Source organism: Burkholderia contaminans (genome assembly GCF_029633825.1).
Lineage (GTDB): Bacteria > Pseudomonadota > Gammaproteobacteria > Burkholderiales > Burkholderiaceae > Burkholderia > Burkholderia contaminans.
In genome coordinates this window covers 2,430,849-2,448,959 of sequence record NZ_CP090641.1, presented here as the reverse complement: position 1 = coordinate 2,448,959, position 18,111 = coordinate 2,430,849, and the positions used below count along the sequence as shown (strand labels likewise).

Genomic DNA, 18,111 nt, shown 5'->3' with positions numbered 1-18,111 from the left:
CGGCGGTGCATCGACGCCGCCCGGGGGCGAGCGGTATGCGGTTGTCGCGCTCACCCCGCAACCCGATGGCCGATCGACCGCTCCATGTACCGCGCCAGTTGCTCGCGGGAAAATGCCGGCTGCGCGATGCCGCTGCCTTCGAGAAATTCGATCACGTTGCGGCAGTCCCACACGTAATTGTTCTGATACAGCTCGGCCGTGGACATCCCGTCGCGAATGTTGTCGTCGAACAGGCTCAATAGCGGATAGAGCGGTGCGTCGATATCGGTCTTCCACGCATCGCGCCATTCGCGGAACGGCACGACCCGGAACCGCAAGCCGAAGTAGCGTTCCAGCCTCGAGAAGAACTCCCGAAGCGTCAGGTTGGCCTCGGGCGAATTGATCAGGTTGAATTTCCGCCCCAGCGCCGCCGGATTGCGCGAAATCCACGCAAGCGCTTTCGTCATGTAATCCACGCTCGTCAGCCCTTCGCGCAGGTCCTCCAGGTCGGGCACGGTACCGAGCGCCATGCACGTCTTCACGAGCCGCCCCCACCATTGATAATCGGCGCTGACGCCGGTCTCGCCGTGAAACGTCGCGTAGCCGAGACGGAACGTCATCAGCGGCAGGCCGTGCTGCGCCGCCAGGTCGGCCATTTTTTCCATCACCCATTTGCTGCGCGTATAGCCGATGTCCTCGAGCACCGCCGGCAGGTTCTGATCGATGTCGTCCGCTTCGGTCATCATGGCCTTGCCGGTGAAGCGATGCCCCCAGCTGTACACCGAGATCGTCGACAGCAGGATCAGCGCCTTGGTGCGCCTGCACCCGGCGAAAGCGAGGATCTGGGTCAGGCCGTCCACGTTGATCTTCTTCATGAACGAATACGGCTGGATGAAATTGACCGCGCCAGCCGAGTGGTAAACGATGTCGATTTCGTCCGCCAGCGCCGCGTAGTGCCGCTCGTCCAGCCCGAAGCGCGCCTGCGTGATATCACCCGCCCACACGCGGATGCGGGATCGCTCGTCCGGCCCGAGGTTCACGTCGTAGGCACGCAGCTTTTCGTCGATCCGCGCACGTCCCGCGGCGGCATCTTCCGCACGCACCAGGCAATGCACGATCGCCGACGTCGTCGCGAGCAGTTCGGCCAGCAAATGAACGCCGACGAACCCCGTGGCGCCCGTCAGCAGAATCGTGCGCGGGCGCGCCAGCAGCGCGATGTCGAAGGCGCCACTGAAATCCGCCTGCGCCGGCACGCGGATATCGTTCGAGAGCGCATAAACGGGCTCGCGGTCGATCTCGAGCGCCGCCGCGACACGCCGCTCGATCTCGCCTGCGAGCCCTTCCACCGACAAGTGCTCGTAGACGTCACGGATCAGCATCTTCGTGCCCGCGGCATCCGACAGCGCCCTGGCAAGCTTCGCCGTCAGCAGCGAATTGCCGCCGATGTCGAAGAAACTGTCGGTCTTGCGAAACGACGCATGGCCGGTCAGCGCGACGAAAGCATCCGCCAAGATCCGCTCGACGGCGGTATACGACTCCTGCTCGGTCCGGTTGCGCAGTTCGTCGTGGTAACGCTGCTGCAGCGCGGCCCGGTCGGTCTTGCCGTTCGCCGTCACGGGGATGTCGTCGAGCAGCACGTGACCGACAGGCCACATGTAATCCGGCAGGTATTGCCGCACGCTTGCCTTCAGCGCGTCGACGACCTGCTCGGGCGGCACGGCGGGATCAGCCGGCACGACGAACGCAACCAGTTCCTTGCCGGTTCCGGCGATGCGGGGCAACGCCAGCACCAGCGCCTTGCGTACCACGTCCGCTCTGGCGAGCACCGCCTGGATTTCGCTCAGCTCGACCAGGTTGCCGCGAATCTTGACCTGATCGTCCAGACGGCCGAGAAACTGGATCGAGCCGTCGTTCAGCCGGCGCCCGAGATCGCCCGTGCGATAGATGATCCGGTCCGGCCGTTGCGGATGCGGACGGAATTTCTCGCGAGTCAACGCAGGGTTGTTCAGGTAGCCGCGGGCCAAGCCTGGCCCGCCGATGCAGATCTCGCCGACGTCGTTCTCCCCCACCGCTTCCTGCGCATCGTTCAGGATCAGGATCTCGGTATTGCCGACCGGGTGTCCGATCGATGCCGGACGGCCAAGCGTCGCGCTCGGAACGACGTGATACGTCGCGAAGATCGTCGCTTCGGTCGGCCCGTAGTAATCGACCACCGTGTAACTGACTCGATCGGTATCGACCGGATCGAGCTTTTCGCCGGCCGTGAACAGATACTCGAGCTTCAGGTCCGTCGGCTGGCCGACACCCACCACGTCGGCCACCATCACGGTCGGCACGTACGCATGCGTGATCCGGTGACGGGTGAAGAAGCCGACGAGCGCATCGGCGTCGAAACGCGTTTCGTCGTCCGGCAGGAACAGCGTCGCCCCCGCGCAGAGGGCCGACCAGATTTCCCACTGCGATACATCGAAGCCGAGGCCCGCCATCAGCGTCGCGCGGCTTTCGGCATTCATCGAAAAACGCGCGTTGTGCCAGCCGACGAGTGTGGCCACGGCGGCATGTTCGACGATGACGCCTTTCGGCGCGCCCGTGGAGCCGGACGTGAAGATCACGTAGATCGCGCCCTCCGGCGCATCGGCGGGTTGCGTCGCATGCGCGTCGTCCCGGTCGGGCCGCCGCACCGACAGGTCCGCCACGCTGATGAACGGAACGGCCGCGTCCCGCTGTGTCGCGCGGGCCGTCAACACCAGCGACGCATCGCATTGCTGCAGGATGAGATCCTTGCGGGCGTCGGGATAACGTTCGTCGATCGGGACATACGTCGCGCCGGCCTTCAGGATGCCGAGGATACCGACGATGAAGTCGACGTTACGCGCGGCCTCGATCGGCACCAGGCTGCCGCGCCCGATGCCCCGGCCTCGCAATGCACCGGCAATCGCGTCGCTCCGACGATCGAGCTCGCGGTAACTCAGGCACGCTTGTTCCGACACCACGGCCGACGTGTCGCCTCGTACGGCCGCGCACATCTGAAACTTCTCGAGCACATTCGATTGAGTCGTCATCGTTTTGATTCCTCGCATCGAAACGAACAGATCCCAATATAGATTTGAATGAATAAAAAGCAATTCTGCGCACGAGATGGATGGCGGCTGAAACGAAAGGCGAAACGATGAAGATGCTTGATGCGACTGGCGAAGCATTCGACGTCATCGCGCAAGCGCATCGCTACATGGAAGCCGGCGCGCAAGTCGGGAAGGTCGTCGTCACGGTCTGAACGCTGCAACGCGGGCGTGCCGCTTGTTTGGATACGACGGCACGCCCGCCGCCCCGCTCAGCCTTCGAAATACCGCGGCCGGTCGATATCGGCCAGCAGCCCCGGCTGCGTCGGCGCCCAGTCGAGCGATGCACGCGTGCGCTCGCTCGTTGCGGGCGCATCCATTCCCGCGAACATCGCGAACCAGCCGAAGTGCTCGCCCGCTTCCGCCGCCGTCTTCGCGACGACCGGCACGTTAAGCCGCCGGCCGATCACTTCCGCGATGTCCCTGAACCGCACACCCGTATCGTCGACCGCGTGATAGCGTGCGCCGGCCGCACCACGCTCGATCGCGAGCCGGTACACGCGCGCCGCGTCGAGCCGGTGCACGGCCGGCCAGCGGTTGTCGCCTTCGCCGATGTAGGCCGACACGCCCTTCTCCCGCGCGAACGCGATCAGGCGCGGCACGAACGCGTGATCGCCGTCGCCATGCACGGACGGCGGCAGACGCACGACCAACGCATGCACGCCGCGCGCTTCCAGCGCGGCCGCGGTCGCTTCGGACGCCCGCGGGTAGGTTGACGACACGGGCACGGGCGGATCGTCCTCGGTTGCCGCGCGCCCCGGTGCGACGAGCGCGAGGCCCGACGTGACGACCAGCGGCCGCGCCGAGCCCGCGAGCACCGCACCGATCGTCTCGATCGCGCGGCGATCGAGCTCGCAGTTCTGCGCGAAGCGCGAGAAGTCGTGATTGAATCCCGTATGGATCACCGCGTCGGCGGCTTCGGCGCCGCGCGTGAGGCTGTCGAGATCCTCGAGCGACCCGCGATGGACATCGGCGCCGGCCGCCGCAACCGACGACGCGGCCGCATCGGACCGCGCGAGACCGAGCACCGAGTGCCCGGCAGCAACGAGTTCGGCCACGACGGCAGAGCCGACGAAGCCCGACGCTCCAGTAACAAAGACACGCATGTTCAACACCTCCGGATGGCAGGGAGGCTTACTATCTGTCGATCGCCGCGCACGGTGAAGTCGTGACGGTTTTACCGGTAAACGAACTAACAGGCTATGGCTGACGCCCCTGACAACCTGCTCGGCGCATACCTTCGGGCCCGCCGTGAAAAACTCGACCCGGCCGCGCTCGGCCTGCCGGCCACGCGCCGCCGCACGCCGGGCCTGCGGCGCGAGGAAGTCGCCCAGCGCGCGCACGTGAGCACCGCGTGGTACACGTGGCTCGAACAGGGGCGCGGCGGTGCGCCGTCGGCCGACGTGCTCGACCGGCTCGCCCGCGCGCTGCTGCTGAACGATGCCGAGCGCGAGCACCTGTTCCTGATCGGCGTCGGCCACCTGCCGGAAGTGCGCTATCACGCAGCCGACCATGTGTCGCCGCGCGTGCAGCACGTGCTCGATTCGCTCGACGCGAGCCCCGCGATCGTACGCTCGGCGACGTGGGACGTCGTCGCGTGGAACGACGCGGCAGCGGCAACGCTGACCGACTACACCGCGCTGTCGCCGGAGCGGCGCAACATCCTGCGGCTCATCTTCGTCGATCCGCACGTGCGCCGCGTGCAGGCGAACTGGGAACGCGTCGCGCGGTTCGCGGTGGGCGCGTTTCGCGCCGACGTCGCGCGCGGCGGTGCGACGCAGGCCGTTCAGGCATTCGTCGACGAGATGCGCGCGGCGAGCGCGGAATTCGACGCGCTGTGGCGCGACCACGATGTCCGCTCGCACGAAGAAGGGACCAAGGAGATCCACCATCCTGCCGTCGGGCGCATCGCGCTCGAATACTCGGCGTTCGCAGTCAGCGGCCGGCCCGACCAGACGCTCGTGATCTTTACGCCGGAAACGGCGGCCGATCGCGCGCTCGTCCGGACGCTGGTGGCCGCGCGCGCGCAAGCGCTGGCCGAGCAGATGCCCGTCGCGTGACGGTGCGTGTTTCATCTGACGAAGATGCCGTCACGCCGTATCGCCCGCCACCGCCGGCGGCCCCCATCCGTCCCCGTCGCCCCGCTCCGCCCCATCACATTTCGCACTGATTCCCAGTCGAATATTTAATTTTCACCTGGCGCAGCGCGCGCTTACCCTTTCGGCATCGCATCTCAGGGCCACCGGCCCCTCCCTGGAGCATCCCGATGTCCGACCCCGGCACCGCGCAAGCCGTCCACCGCCCGCATGCGGCTTCCGTGTCCTATGGCGCGCTCGCGCTGCTGGTGCTGGCCGGCCTCAACCTGCGCCCGTTCCTGACCGCGTTCGGCCCCGTGCTCGACGTCGTACGCGCCGACACGGGCCTCGGCTTTCGCGCGGCCGCGCTGCTGACCACGCTGCCGTTCGTGCTGATGGGTGTCGTCGCCGGGGTCGGCGTCGGGCTCGCGCGGCGCGTTGGCGAGCAGCGCGCGCTGACAGTCGCGCTGGCGCTGATCGCGGCCGGCTGCACCGCGCGCCTGTGGACCGGCGGCAGCACCGGCCTGATCGGCACCGCGATCGTCGCGGGCGCCGGTGTCGCCGTGATCCGTGCGCTCGTACCCGGCCTCGCCAAACGCTGGTTCGTCGACCGGCTGCCGCTCGCGATGGGCCTCTATTCGGCCGCGCTGGTCGGCGGCGGCGCATTCGGCGCGGTCGCGAGCCCGTGGCTCGCCGCGCATGGCGGCTGGCATCTCGCGCTCGCCGTGTGGGCCGTACCGGCGCTCGTCACGCTCGCGCTGTGGCGGGCGAAGGCGCCGCGCGACGCCGTGCGCGCGACGGCCGTATCGGTTCCGCTCACCGCGTTCGCCCGCGTTCCGCGCGCGTGGCTGCTCGCGCTGTTCTTCGGGCTCAGCAACAGCGGCTACGCCAGCCTCGTCGCGTGGTTGCCCGCGTTCTACCACAGCATCGGGATGAGTCCGCAAGCGAGCGGCAACCTGCTCGCGTGGATGGCACTGTTCCAGGCGATCGGCGCGCTCGCGATGCCGATGCTCGCAAAACGCTCGCCCGACCGCCGCGCCGTGCTGTGGCTCACGCTCGCGCTGCAGGCGGCCGGCTTCATCGGGTTCGCGACGCTGCCCGCGCTCGCGCCGTGGTTCTGGGTCGCGAGCGTCGGCCTCGGTCTCGGCGGCTTCTTCTCGATGAGCCTGATCGTCACGCTCGACCACCTGCCCGATGCGCGGCTCGCCGGCGCGCTCGCCGCGTTCGTGCAGGGCATCGGCTTCCTGACCGTCGCGGCAAGCCCCTGGCTGATCGGCTGGCTGCGCGACGCGGGCGGCGGCTTCGCGATCGCGTGGTGGATCCATCTCGGCGTGATCGCCGCGATGGCAGCCCTGAACGCCGCGTTCGCGCCCGCCGGCTACCGGCACGGCATGGTGCGCATCACCGGCGCCGCCCGCTAACGCCCCCTTCGAATCCGGACGTTTCGCCGATCGCTTCCGGCGCAACGTCCAGCCGCCCGCGCATGGCCGGGCGCGGGCAGTCACGCCCGACGGCCGCTGGTTCGCTTCAAGACAAACACGATCAATCGGTATTGGAGACAGACATGAAAAAACTCGTGCTGGCCGTCGCGCTCGCGCTGACGGCCGGCGCCGCCGCCGCGAAAGACCCGGCGGTGCTGCGCCTCGGCGTCGACCCCAGCTATGCGCCGTTCGAATCGCTCGCGCCCGACGGCAAGCTCGTCGGCTTCGACATCGATCTCGGCAACGCGATCTGCGAACGGATGAAGGTGCGCTGCGTGTGGGTCGAGAACGCGTTCGACGGGATGATCCCCGCGCTGAAGGCGCGCAAGTTCGACGGCGTGCTGTCGTCCATGAGCGTGACCGAGAAGCGCCTCGCGCAGATCGCGTTCACGGACAAGATCAACAACGTGCCGCCCCGGCTCGTCGCGCGGCGCGGCTCGAACCTGCAGCCGACGCCCGAATCGCTGCAGCGCAAGAGCGTCGGCGTCGAGCAGGGTTCGACGCAGGAAACCTATGCGCGCACGTACTGGGAGCCGAAGGGCGTGATCGTCCGCACGTACCAGACGCAGGATCTCGTCTACCAGGACCTGCTGTCGGGGCGGCTCGATGCGTCGCTGCAATCGTCGGTGCAGGCCGACCTCGGTTTCCTGAAAACCGCGAAGGGCGCGAACTTCGAATTCGCGGGGCCGCCGCTGCATGACCCGAAGACGCTCGGCGTCGGTTCGGCGATCGGCGTGCGCAAGGACGACGACGCGCTGCGCACGCAGATCAACCAGGCGCTTGCGAGCCTGATCCAGGACGGGACGTACCAGCGGATCGCGAAGAAGTATTTCTCGTTCGACATCTACAACTGACGGGCGAGAACGGACAGCGCAAAGCGGTGTCACGCATGCGTGCGCGACACCGCTTCTTCGTTGACCGAATGATTTAGACTACGCGGCTCGCTGCAGCAGGTCGGTTGCGAACGACTTCGCGTGCGCGACGGCTTCCTGCGCGTCGCCGAACACACCGAGTTCATCCCAGTGTTCTTCGGCCGCGTACGTTCCCTTCACGGCGAGCGCCCGCTGAACGCTCAACTGTGCCGCGTACTTGCCATCCTGCAGCGGTCGGGCCGTCGCAACCACCTTGTGCGGCGGGCTGGCCCGCTCCGGCTGAACCAGCTCGACGGCGCCGCCGGCCACGTCGACATACATCAACTCGTTCCGGGTGTTGCAGTCCGGGCAGTAGAAGCACCACCCGGAGTCCTCTTGATGGGGCCTGACCTGCCCGCGAGCCAGCACGGCGCGGCATGCAACGTTTTCGCAGATGAACGGCATGGCAGTCTCCGAAGTTGTTTGTCGGAAATCCTAGCATGTCCGTCGGCGGTCAACCACCGGCATCGGCACGATCGCCTTGCGGTCGATCAGGTTCCGGCGCACACGCCCCTGGCGCGGCTCGCACGCAGATCGACCAGGCGCTCGCAAGCCTGTCGTCAGCCGGGATAAACTGTCGGCCCGACCCACCAACCCAGCCATCCTTCATGTTGATCCGCGTTGCCACGCCCTCCGATGCCATCCCGCTCGCCGAACTGAAGCGCGACACGTTCCGCGAAACCTTTCTGCAAGACGGATTCAATATCGACTACCCGCCGCACGATCTGGCTGCGTACGAGACCCAGGCCTACTCGGTGGAAACGGTCGCGGGCCAGCTCAACGATCCCCAGTGCCGCACGTGGGTCGCCGAAAGCGACGACGGCCGGCTGGTGGGGTATGCGCACGCGGGGCCGTGCAAGCTCCCGCACCCGGAGGTGGCCGACGGGTCGGGGGAGATCCATCAGATCTACCTTCGGCGCGGGACGCAAGGGACCGGCGCCGGGCGCGCGTTGTTCGATTCCGCACTGGACTATCTGGCCACGGAGCGCCCCGGCCCGGTGTGGCTCGGCGTGTGGTCCGGCAACGCGAAGGCCATCGCCTTCTACGAGAAAGCCGGTTTCAGGAAGGTCGGCACGTACGATTTCAAGGTAGGGGAAGCGACCGACCTGGAGTTCATTTACCGTCGCTGATCTTCGCAGTTGCATGCCGACCGCGCCTCGCCGGCAAAAGAAAAAGGGCGCCGCGCATGATCGCGCGACGCCCCTGCTTCACTTCGGCCGGCCCGTTCGTGCAGCGATGGCGATCGATGCCTGAAAGGCCGTCAATCGGCCGGCGTCACTTGTAATTGAACGCGTCCGGGTGGTTCTCGAGGCTGCCCGTCAGTGCCGCATACAGAATCGTCCGTCCGTCGATCGATTCGTTACCGCCGCCGATATTGAGCCACGTCAGCTTCTCGGCGCCCTCCTTCGGACCGGCAACCGACAGCACCCCGTACATGACCTTCTTCTGCGGGTCGTACAGCACCGCGATGCGCTCCGACCCGCACCTGTGCGGCTTGCAAGCGGTCATCACGTAGACGTCGTGCCCGCCGAACACGACGGTGGTTCCCGGAGATTCGGTGCCGTTCGTCGCCCACGCAGGCACCGTGTGCCCTTTCTTCATCGCGGCGAACGCATCGCTCGCCGCGCGATCGCCGGGGATCGCGCTCATCGTCCAGGTTTTCGTCGGCGTGGGGCCCGCGGCCCATGCGGCCTGGGCAAGGATCAGCGCGGCAGCGGCGAGGGGAATCCTGGCGTTCATTTATCTCTACTCCTGTCAATGTGGCGATTCCTTAGTCGCCGCAACACCGACAAGAGTTCTGCCCGTCGTGTCAAATTATGTCAGTCAATAGCGGCTGCGCCCCCACAGCGTCTTCGGCTCGTCGAGCAAATGACGCAACCCGCTGCGCTCGATCGTGATTTCCGCGACTTCGTTCACCCGCTCGAGAATCGCACGCTCGTCGACCGACAACACGCGCCGATCCTCCATCAGCACCCTGCCGCCGACCATCGTCATGCACACGTCGGCCGCGTTCGCGAAGCACGTCACGCGATACACCGGCATGTTCATCGGCATCATGTGCGGCCGGAACAGGTCGACGAGGATGACGTCGGCGAGCTTGCCGGCTTCGAGCGAACCGACTTCGTGATCGACCGACAGCGCCTTCGCCGCGTCGATCGTCACCATCTCCAGCACCTTGCCGTGCGGCAGCACGTCCGGGTCGCGGAAATGCCGGCGGTGGTAATGCATGCACTGCCACATATGGCGGAACATGTCGTAGCCGCGATCGGGCGCCGCGCCGTCCGACGCGATCGCCACCGTCACGCCCGCATCGATCAGCTCGGGCACCGGGCAGCGACCGAGGATCGACATGATCGCGCTCGGGTTATGAACGATCGCGGTGCCCGTCTCGACGCATGCCGCGATGTCGTCGTCGGTCAGGTCGATGCTGTGCGACATGAATGACGTCGGGCCGAGCAGGCCGAGCTCGCGATGCGCGAACGCGAGCGTGCCCGCGCGGTGGCCGTCCTGCGTGAACGTCAGCCCGCGCTCGCGCGCCAGCGCGCCGTAACGGGCGGCCTGGTCGCGGAAGTCGTGTTCGTACCGCGCGAGTTCGGGGTCGTGCTCGGGCCCGTACACGGGCAGCGTGAGCGCGATGCGGATCCGGCCATCGGCATCGCCGTGGCATTCGTCGATGATGCTTTTTGACACTGCGTACATCGTGTCGAAGTCGATGTCGCGCGTGTCGCTGCCGTCCGGCGTGTGGCGTGTATAAGCACGCGGCGCGGGCGGTCGGGACGGGCCGACCGCGACGATCGAGCGCGTACCGGTGCGCACGACCGCATCGCAATGGCGCCGTGCATAGACCGGATCGTCGACGCGCATGATTGAATTGCCGCCGCCAAGCAGCGACACGCCCGTCGTCACGCCGGCCTTCAGCCGCTCGAGCGCGGCAAGGTGCGACTCGGTTTCCCAGAATGCCTCGTCGGATGCGCGCGTGTAGATCGTCTCGGCCGCGGCCGACCATGCGTCGCCGTCCGCGCCGCCGATCGTGCGCAGCATCGCGTGGCCCGCATGCGCATGCGCATCGATCAGGCCCGGCAGCACGGCCTTGCGGCGCGCGTCGATCGTGCGTGCGGCCCGGTAGCGGGCCTGCAGTTCATCGGTGCCGCCCACGGCGACGATACGATCGCCGCTCACGGCAACCGCGCCGCGCTCGATCACGCGCCGCTGCGGGTCCATCGTGATCACGCAGCCGTTCGCGATCAGCGTGTCGATCGCTTCGCGGTTGTCCGCTTGATTGCCCTCGGTAGTCATCGCACAGTGTCCTGTTGTCGTTCGATTGATTTCAATGCCTTCCGGCCGTCACGCCGTCACACGGACCCGGCCGGCGCCGCGATACGCGCCTTCAGCCTGCGCTGCCCCGCGCTGATCACGATGAACACCACCGCATTCACCGCGAGCGCGACGAGCCCGGGGTTGATCGACGTCAGCGTGTTCGACGCGCCGGGGAACAGCGACGCGAGCGTCACGCCATAGTAGTTCGTCATCGCGATCACGATCGCGCCGGCTGCGATGCCCGCGAACGCGCCTTCACGCGTGCCGAACGGCCGCTTCAGGAAGCTCGACGCGAGCATCGGCACGAGCTGCGTGAGCAGGCTCGACGAGAAGATCGCGAGCGTGACGAACGTCGCGCCGCCGCGCAGCACGAAGTAGACGACCACCAGCGTGAAGATCGGCAGCGCGATCCGTGCAACGCGCGTCACCTCGCGGTCGGTCGCGTTCGGCGCGAAACCTTCGCGGTAGATGTTGCGCGCGATCGTCGTCGACGCGTTCAGCATGATCAGCGAACCCGGCACCAGCGCGGTCAGCAGGCCCGTGCCGCCGACGATGCCGACGAACCATGCGGGGAACGTCTGCTTCACGAGGCGCAGCAGCGCGAGATCGGCCTGCGCGCCTTCGAGCCCGTGCACGGTCATCACGGCCGCGAAGCCGACGAGGAACAGGAACGCGATCAGCACCTGGTACAGCGGCATCAGGATCACGTTGCGGCGCAGCGCGCTCTCGTCCTTCGCGACGTAGATCGCGGTGAAACCGTGCGGGTACAGGTAGTAGCCGAGCGACGTGAGCAGGATCGTCGAGTTGTACCAGCTCAGGTTGAAGCCATGCTCGGGCATGCGCAGCAGTTCCGGATGCGCGGCGTCGATCTTCGCGAACATCGCGCCGAGGCCGCCGTAGTAATGCATCGGCAGGTACAGGCCGAGGAAGATCGCGATCGCGAGGATCAGCACGTCCTTGAAGATCGCGATGCTCGCCGAGCCGTGGATGCCCGACACGACCATGTACACGGCCATCAGCGTCGCGGCGATCCAGATCGCGGCCGCTTGCGGAATCAGCCCGTACGACATCTCCGACACGATCACGCCAAGCCCGCGCAACTGGATCATCAGCAGCGACACCATTGCGAACACCGCGACGACCGACACCAGCACGCCGATCGCCCGGCTGTCGTACTTCGCCGCGAAGTAGTCGGCGAACGACACGAGCCCGCGCGCCTTCGCGTAACGCCAGATCGCCGGCAGCATCCAGTAGCCGATCACGAACGCGAGGCAGCCGTACGACAGGATGTAGAACGCGGGCACGCCCTTGCTGTAGGTCCAGCCGCTCGCACCGAGGAACGAGAACGTCGAGAACGCTTCGCCGGCCATCAGCAGGAACGTGAGCAGCGAGCCGAAGCCGCGGCCGCCGACCGCCCACTGCTCGAGCGTGAGCTTGCGGCCGCGGCGCGCCATCACGCCGATCGCCAACGCGAACACGGCGAACGCCGCGATGATGAGGATCGATGCGTTCATCGCGTGTCTCCCGAGCGGCCGGCGCGGGCCGCGTCGCGCTCGTCGCGTTCATCGAGATGGAACAGGATCGCGAGGATCGCGGCGGTCGCCGCCATCCAGATCAGGTTCCACACGAGCAGGAACGGCAGGCCGAACAGCAGCGGCCGCACCTCGGCGATCGAGCCGCCCGCATACATCCCGACGAACGGCAACGCCGCCAGCAACAGTTTGAGTTTCATTTCCGTCTCCTCCGGAAGACACGCGAACGCGTCAGGACATCAGAACTTCTGGCGGATGCCGACCACCACCGCCACCTGCGACGTCGTCGACGACGGGCCGTCGGTCCCGTCGATCCACGCACGGCCGACACCCGACGACGCCTTCTGGTAGAAGCCGTTTACGTACACGTCGGTGCGCTTGGACAGCAGGTACTGCGCGCCGGCCGATACCTGGTGGTAGTGGCCGCTGTCGCTGGCGCGCGCAACCTGCGTATAGGTGTAGCCGGCCGCGGCCATCAGCGCCGGCGTGATCAGGTAGCGCAGGCTGCCTTCGTAGTTGTTGAAGCGCAGCGCGCCGCCCGTCGCCTGCCCGAAGTTCGAGCCCGTGTACAGCAGGCCGAGGGTGGCCGACCCGATCGCGTAGCTGCCGCCCGCGCCCCAGATCTGCTGGCGGATCGCGTTGCCGAGGCTCGCGCCGAACACCGATGCGGACGCCGGATAGTAGTTATCCGAAGCAACCGCGCCGCTCGTGCTGACCGCCGGATGGTTCACGCGTGCATACGCGGCGCCCGCGTTGAGCGGCCCGTTCACGTAGGTGACGCCCGCGCTCCAGGTGTTGTCGTTCGCGAAGCCGGTCGAGTTCGAGAAGCCGTACACGAGGTTCGCCTGCAGGCCCGCGATCGTCGGCGACACGTACTTCACCGCGTTGTTGGTGCGGAACGTGTTGTTGATGTCGTCGTTGTCGAACGGGTGCGTCGAGTACTGCGCGAGGAAGCTGCTCATCTGAAGCGAGCCGAGGATGTCCTGCGTCGAGTTGTACTGGCGGCCGAGCGTCACCGCGCCCCAGTTCGCGCCGCTCAGGCCGACCCACGCCGAACGCCCGAACATCCGGCCACCCTGCCCGAGCGCGCCGTTCGCGACGTTGAAGCCGTTCTCGAGGCGGAAGTTCGCCTTCAGCCCGCCGCCGAGATCCTCGGTGCCGATCAAGCCCCAGCGCGGGCCCGATTCGCTGCCGCCGGTGAATTGCCACAGCGCATGGCCCTTCGCGTTGTTCGTGTAGGTCACGCCCGCGTCGACGATCCCGTACAGCGTCACCGTCGACTGCGCGTGCGCGGCGCCGGCGAACACCATCGCGATGGCCGCGCTCATGCACGCGGCGCCCGTCTTCCCACCCTTCATTCGCACCATCTCCGTCTTCTCCTCTCCGAACCTGTTCATTGATGTGTTGTGTTTTTTTGATCCTGCCCACACGCGCCGATCGGGTTGTATAGACAGTCGCTGGATGGTATCCAGCCGCAATCACATCAAGAAATGAAATGTTCAACTGGGCGGCAGTTGAAATTCGAATGACGGGGAGATGAGCGGGGGCGGTGCGCCGCTGCAAGAGAAACGAAAGCGCGCAAGTCCGCTGGACGCGGCGCGCTTTGCTCAGACGTGAATGGCTCGCGTAAGCAAGCTGACGAAACGGCGACGCGTGATGCGCCTATGCGGTTTTCCCGGATAGCCCGTGCATCGGCCGCCGCAGCGCGGCGTCGAACGGGTTCGTGCGCGGCCCGATCGCATCGGCCTGGCGCCGCAGCAGTTCGACGACCATCGGCATGCGGTCGTTGCCGAGGCGCGACGCCAGCGTGCCGACGCTCAGCGCGCCGACCGGATACCCGGTGCGATCGAGAATCGGCACCGCGACGCCGGCCATCCCGTCGAGCACGCCGCTGTTGCGGCCCGCGTAACCAAGTTGCCGCACGCGTTCGATCTCGGTGCGCAGATACACCTCGTCGAGCACGCCATAGCCGCGAATGCGCGGCACGTTGAAGCGGATCACTTCCTCGCGCTCCGCTTCGGGCAGGAACGCGAGAATCGCGAGACTGCCCTGCCCGACGCCGAGCGCGATGCGCCCGCCGATGTCGCCGGTGAACGAGCGGATCGGGAACGGCCCTTCGCACAGGTCGAGACACACCGCGTCGAAGCCGCTCTTCACGAGCAGGAAGATCGTCTCGCCGAGACTCGCGCACAGCCGCAGCAACGCGGGGCGGCACAGCGTGCGCATGCTGCTCGGGTTGCCGGCCTGCGCGGCGAGCGCGAAGAAGTCGACGCTCAACCGGTACAGCTTCGACTGCTCGTCCTGCTCGACCATCCCTTCGGCGATCAGCGATTGCAGGATCCGGTGCGCGGTGCCCTGCGTGAGGCCGACGGCCTTCGCGAGATGCGTGACGCGCACGCCGTCCTGCTGCATGCCGGCCAGCGCGCGCAAGATCGCGAACGCACGCTGCAGCATGCCGGTGCCCGGCGCACCGGCCGGATCGGCGGCGTCCTCGTCCGGGTGCGCCGCGCGTGCGGCCCGCGACGTTCCGGGCGAATGGGGTTCCTGCATGCCGGCTCTCCTCGGTGATTTCATTGAACGGAATATGCGAGCCGCCATTGTCGTCCGGCCGAAAATCCGCGGGCATCCGGGTGTACACGGGATTGACGCGTGTGTTTCGCGGCTCGACCGCTCGTCATCCAGCGGAACGATTTTCACGGGATTCGACCATCCATTCCGCTGACCGGAATTTTTTCGAGATTCATCCCGTTCAGCAGAATTCGAAATTGACGCTCCGAAATATGGCTGGCTAGAGTCCGCGTCATCGGTACACCGGCCACGCGGTGTGCGAACCCGGAGCTTCCCATGTCGTTTCTCACGCTTACGGATCTGACGAAAACCTTCGGCGACCTCACCGCCGTCGCCGACGTCAACCTGTCGGTCGAACAAGGCGAATTCGTGTCGCTGCTGGGGCCGTCGGGCTGCGGCAAGACCACCACGCTGCAGATGATCGCCGGCTTCGTCGACGTCACGCGCGGGCGCATCGCGCTCGACGGGCAGGACATCACGCACCTGAAGCCGAACCGGCGCGGGCTCGGCATCGTGTTCCAGAGCTATGCGCTGTTTCCGCACATGAGCGTCGCGGAAAACGTCGGCTTCGGCCTCGACATGCGCGGCGTCGACAAGGCCGAGCGCGCCGAGCGCATCCGCGCGGCGCTTGCGCTCGTGCGCCTCGACGCCCTCGCGCACCGCTTTCCGCGCGAGCTGTCGGGCGGCCAGCGGCAGCGCGTCGCGATCGCGCGCGCAGTCGTGATCGAACCGCCCGTGTTGCTGCTCGACGAACCGATGTCGAACCTCGACGCGAAGCTGCGCGAGGACATGCAGTTCGAGCTGCGCGCGATCCAGCGCAAGATCGGCACGACGACGATCATGGTCACGCACGATCAATCGGAAGCGCTGTCGATCAGCGACCGCGTGGTCGTGATGGAAGCAGGCCGCATCACGCAGACCGACACGCCGTACCGCGCGTACGAACGCCCGGAGAACCACTTCGTGTCGCAGTTCATCGGCAAGGCGAACCTGCTGCCCGGCACGATCGTCGCGCACGACGGCGACGCGATCCGCATCGACCTCGGGCACGACCTCACCGAGACGGGCCATACCGCGCACCTGCCGCCGCGCGAGCGCGACGTGCGCATCGGCGACGCGGTGTCGGTCTGCATCCGTCCGGAAAAACTGAGGCTGTGCACCCCCGACGCCGGCCGCTTCGCCGCGACCGTCACGAGCCGCTTCTTTCTCGGCAGCCAGTGGCTGTACCGCGTCGACAGCGCGCTCGGCGAAGTGCTCGTATGCTGCCAGAACGAAGGCGCGGAACCGCTCGCGGAAGGCGCGCCGGTCGGCATCGACTGGCACAGCGACGCGGTGCGCGTGATGCGCCGGGAGGCCTGAATGCGACAGCCCTCCCGCCCGCTGACCACCGACGGCGTGCCGGCCAGCCTCGCGCAGCCCGACGCGCCGGCGGCCACGCCGGCACGCACCGCCGCCGGACGCGCACCGCGCGCGACCTGGCGCGCGCATGCGCCGCTGTGGCTGATGTGCGCCCCCGCATTCGCGCTGTTCGCCGCGCTCGTGCTCGTGCCGCTCGCGATGACGCTCGTGCTGACGTTCTACCGCTACGACCCGGCGACCGGCCCGATCGCCGCATTCCAGTTCGGCAACTACGCGGAAGTGCTCGGCTCGTCGTACTTTCACACGATCTTCCTGCGCACGTTCGGGATCGCCGCGCTGACCACCGCGATCTGCGTCGCGATCGGCACGCCGGAAGCGTACGTGCTGTCGAAAATGCGCGACCCGTGGCGCTCGCTGTTCCTGCTCGCGATCCTCGCGCCGCTGCTCGTGTCGGTCGTCGTGCGTGCGTTCGGCTGGAGCATGCTGCTGAACACGAGCGGGCTCGTGAACCAGGCGCTCGGGCTCGTCGGCCTCGGGCCGTACAAGCTCGAATACACGACCTTCGCGATCGTGATCGCGCTGGTGCACGTGATGCTGCCGTTCATGGTGATTCCCGTGTGGACCGCGCTGCAACGGCTCGATCCGCAGACCGAGTACGCGGCGCTGTCGCTCGGCGCGTCGCCGTTCACGACGCTGCGCCGCATCGTGCTGCCGCAGCTGATGCCGGGCGTGCTGTCGGGCAGCCTGATGGTGTTCGGGCTGTCGGCGAGCGCGTTCGCGATTCCCGGCCTGCTCGGCGGACGCCGGCTGAAGGTCGCGGCCACGGCCGTGTACGACGAATTCCTCGGCTCGCTGAACTGGCCGCTCGGCGCGACGATCGCGGTGCTGCTGCTGGTCGCGAACCTCGTCGTGATGCTCACCTACTACCGCGTGCTCGAACGCCGCTACGCGCGCAGCCTCGGAGGCGCATCCCGATGAGAAAGAACGGCCCCTTCGCCCTCGCGTTCCACACGCTCGTGATCGTGTTCGTGCTCGCGCCGCTCGCGATCGTCGTACTGGTCGCGTTCACGCCGGACGAAACGCTGACGCTGCCGACCCACGGGCTGTCGCTGCGCTGGTTCCGCGCGATCCTCGACTACCCCGACTTCGTCACCGCGTTCTTCAACAGCCTGAAGCTCGCCTTCGCGTCGGCGACGCTGTCGCTCGCGATCGCGCTGCCGGCGGGCCTCGCGATCGGCCGCGCGACGTTTCCGGGCCGCGCGTTCCTGAACGGGCTGCTGCTGTCGCCGCTGGTGATTCCCGGCCTCGTGCTCGGGATCGCGTTGCTGCGCTTCTTCGCGCTGATCGGCGCGACCGGCTCGTTCGCGTGGCTCGTGCTCGCGCACATGATCGTCATCACGCCGTTCGTGATGCGCCTCGTGCTTGCGTCCGTCGCCGGCCTCGACCGCAGCATCGAGCAGGCCGCGTGCTCGCTCGGCGCGGACCCGTGGACGATCTTCCGCCGCATCACGCTGCCGATGATCGTGCCCGGCATCACCGGCGGCTGGCTGCTCGCGTTCATCAACAGCTTCGATGAACTGACGATGTCGATCTTCGTCACGTCGCCGCAGACGGTCACGCTGCCGGTGCGCATGTACATGTACGCGACCGAGTCGATCGACCCGATGATGGCGTCGGTGTCGGCGCTCGTCATCTTCATCACCGCCGGCGCGATGCTGCTGCTCGATCGCGTGTACGGCCTGAACCGCATCCTGATCGGCCAACACTGA

General features: G+C 67.2%; 16 protein-coding genes. 7 read left to right on the top strand and 9 right to left on the bottom strand.

All coding sequences use genetic code 11. The annotated features are described in order from the left end of the window. Positions 1-50: 50 nt before the first annotated feature. Complete coding sequence (locus LXE91_RS28695; RefSeq protein WP_039364197.1) at positions 51-3,041, bottom strand: non-ribosomal peptide synthetase; 2,991 nt, start codon at positions 3,039-3,041, stop codon at positions 51-53. Positions 3,042-3,310: 269 nt separating this feature from the next. Continuing rightward, positions 3,311-4,204, bottom strand: a complete 894-nt coding sequence (locus LXE91_RS28690) for an SDR family oxidoreductase (protein ID WP_039364194.1) — start codon at positions 4,202-4,204, stop codon at positions 3,311-3,313. Positions 4,205-4,300: 96 nt separating this feature from the next. Here LXE91_RS28690 and LXE91_RS28685 point away from each other — a divergent pair, with 96 nt between their 5' ends. The 3 genes from LXE91_RS28685 (at position 4,301) to LXE91_RS28675 (ending at position 7,508) form a co-directional block, all read left to right on the top strand. Further along, a complete protein-coding gene (locus tag LXE91_RS28685; RefSeq protein ID WP_039364191.1) occupies positions 4,301-5,158 on the top strand; it encodes a helix-turn-helix transcriptional regulator in 858 nt (285 codons plus the stop codon). 206 nt (positions 5,159-5,364) lie between these two features. Next, positions 5,365-6,594: a cyanate transporter gene (locus tag LXE91_RS28680; protein WP_278068138.1), complete on the top strand. Its 1,230-nt coding sequence runs from the start codon at positions 5,365-5,367 to the stop codon at positions 6,592-6,594. 143 nt (positions 6,595-6,737) lie between these two features. Next, the gene (locus LXE91_RS28675; RefSeq protein WP_039364185.1) at positions 6,738-7,508 is read left to right on the top strand and encodes an ABC transporter substrate-binding protein; all 771 of its coding nucleotides are present in this window, start codon (positions 6,738-6,740) and stop codon (positions 7,506-7,508) included. A gap of 78 nt (positions 7,509-7,586) precedes the next feature. On the opposite strand, the gene LXE91_RS28670 is transcribed toward LXE91_RS28675, so the two are convergent. After that, the gene (locus LXE91_RS28670) at positions 7,587-7,970 is read right to left on the bottom strand and encodes a hypothetical protein (RefSeq protein WP_039364182.1); all 384 of its coding nucleotides are present in this window, start codon (positions 7,968-7,970) and stop codon (positions 7,587-7,589) included. Between the two features lie 203 nt (positions 7,971-8,173). Here LXE91_RS28670 and LXE91_RS28665 point away from each other — a divergent pair, with 203 nt between their 5' ends. After that, a complete protein-coding gene (locus tag LXE91_RS28665; protein ID WP_039364179.1) occupies positions 8,174-8,695 on the top strand; it encodes a GNAT family N-acetyltransferase in 522 nt (173 codons plus the stop codon). A 145-nt stretch (positions 8,696-8,840) separates the two neighbouring features. Here LXE91_RS28665 and LXE91_RS28660 read toward each other — a convergent pair whose 3' ends face one another. The 6 genes from LXE91_RS28660 to LXE91_RS28635 all read right to left on the bottom strand — a co-directional run bounded on the left by LXE91_RS28660 (position 8,841) and on the right by LXE91_RS28635 (position 14,965). After that, on the bottom strand, positions 8,841-9,305 hold the full coding sequence (locus LXE91_RS28660; protein ID WP_039364176.1) for an Ivy family C-type lysozyme inhibitor: 465 nt from the start codon (positions 9,303-9,305) through the stop codon (positions 8,841-8,843). 84 nt (positions 9,306-9,389) lie between these two features. Continuing rightward, positions 9,390-10,862, bottom strand: a complete 1,473-nt coding sequence (locus LXE91_RS28655) for an amidohydrolase family protein (RefSeq protein ID WP_039364173.1) — start codon at positions 10,860-10,862, stop codon at positions 9,390-9,392. A 56-nt stretch (positions 10,863-10,918) separates the two neighbouring features. After that, positions 10,919-12,397, bottom strand: a complete 1,479-nt coding sequence (locus tag LXE91_RS28650) for a sodium:solute symporter family protein (protein ID WP_039364170.1) — start codon at positions 12,395-12,397, stop codon at positions 10,919-10,921. Beyond that, on the bottom strand, positions 12,394-12,615 hold the full coding sequence (locus LXE91_RS28645) for a DUF3311 domain-containing protein (protein WP_039364168.1): 222 nt from the start codon (positions 12,613-12,615) through the stop codon (positions 12,394-12,396). The genes LXE91_RS28650 and LXE91_RS28645 overlap by 4 nt, the downstream gene beginning before the upstream one ends. A gap of 39 nt (positions 12,616-12,654) precedes the next feature. Further along, positions 12,655-13,782, bottom strand: coding sequence for a porin (locus LXE91_RS28640; protein ID WP_135370743.1), 1,128 nt, complete (start codon positions 13,780-13,782; stop codon positions 12,655-12,657). Between the two features lie 295 nt (positions 13,783-14,077). Then, the gene (locus LXE91_RS28635) at positions 14,078-14,965 is read right to left on the bottom strand and encodes an IclR family transcriptional regulator (RefSeq protein ID WP_039364162.1); all 888 of its coding nucleotides are present in this window, start codon (positions 14,963-14,965) and stop codon (positions 14,078-14,080) included. A gap of 294 nt (positions 14,966-15,259) precedes the next feature. Between LXE91_RS28635 and LXE91_RS28630 the strand changes: the two genes are divergently transcribed. From LXE91_RS28630 to LXE91_RS28620, 3 genes are read left to right on the top strand one after another with little or no spacing between them, the layout of a single operon-like run. Further along, positions 15,260-16,342 (top strand): ABC transporter ATP-binding protein, encoded by a 1,083-nt coding sequence (locus LXE91_RS28630; protein ID WP_039364160.1) that lies wholly within the window; start codon positions 15,260-15,262, stop codon positions 16,340-16,342. Continuing rightward, a complete protein-coding gene (locus LXE91_RS28625; RefSeq protein WP_039364157.1) occupies positions 16,343-17,320 on the top strand; it encodes an ABC transporter permease in 978 nt (325 codons plus the stop codon). Beyond that, a complete protein-coding gene (locus tag LXE91_RS28620) occupies positions 17,317-18,111 on the top strand; it encodes an ABC transporter permease (protein WP_039364154.1) in 795 nt (264 codons plus the stop codon). The genes LXE91_RS28625 and LXE91_RS28620 overlap by 4 nt, the downstream gene beginning before the upstream one ends.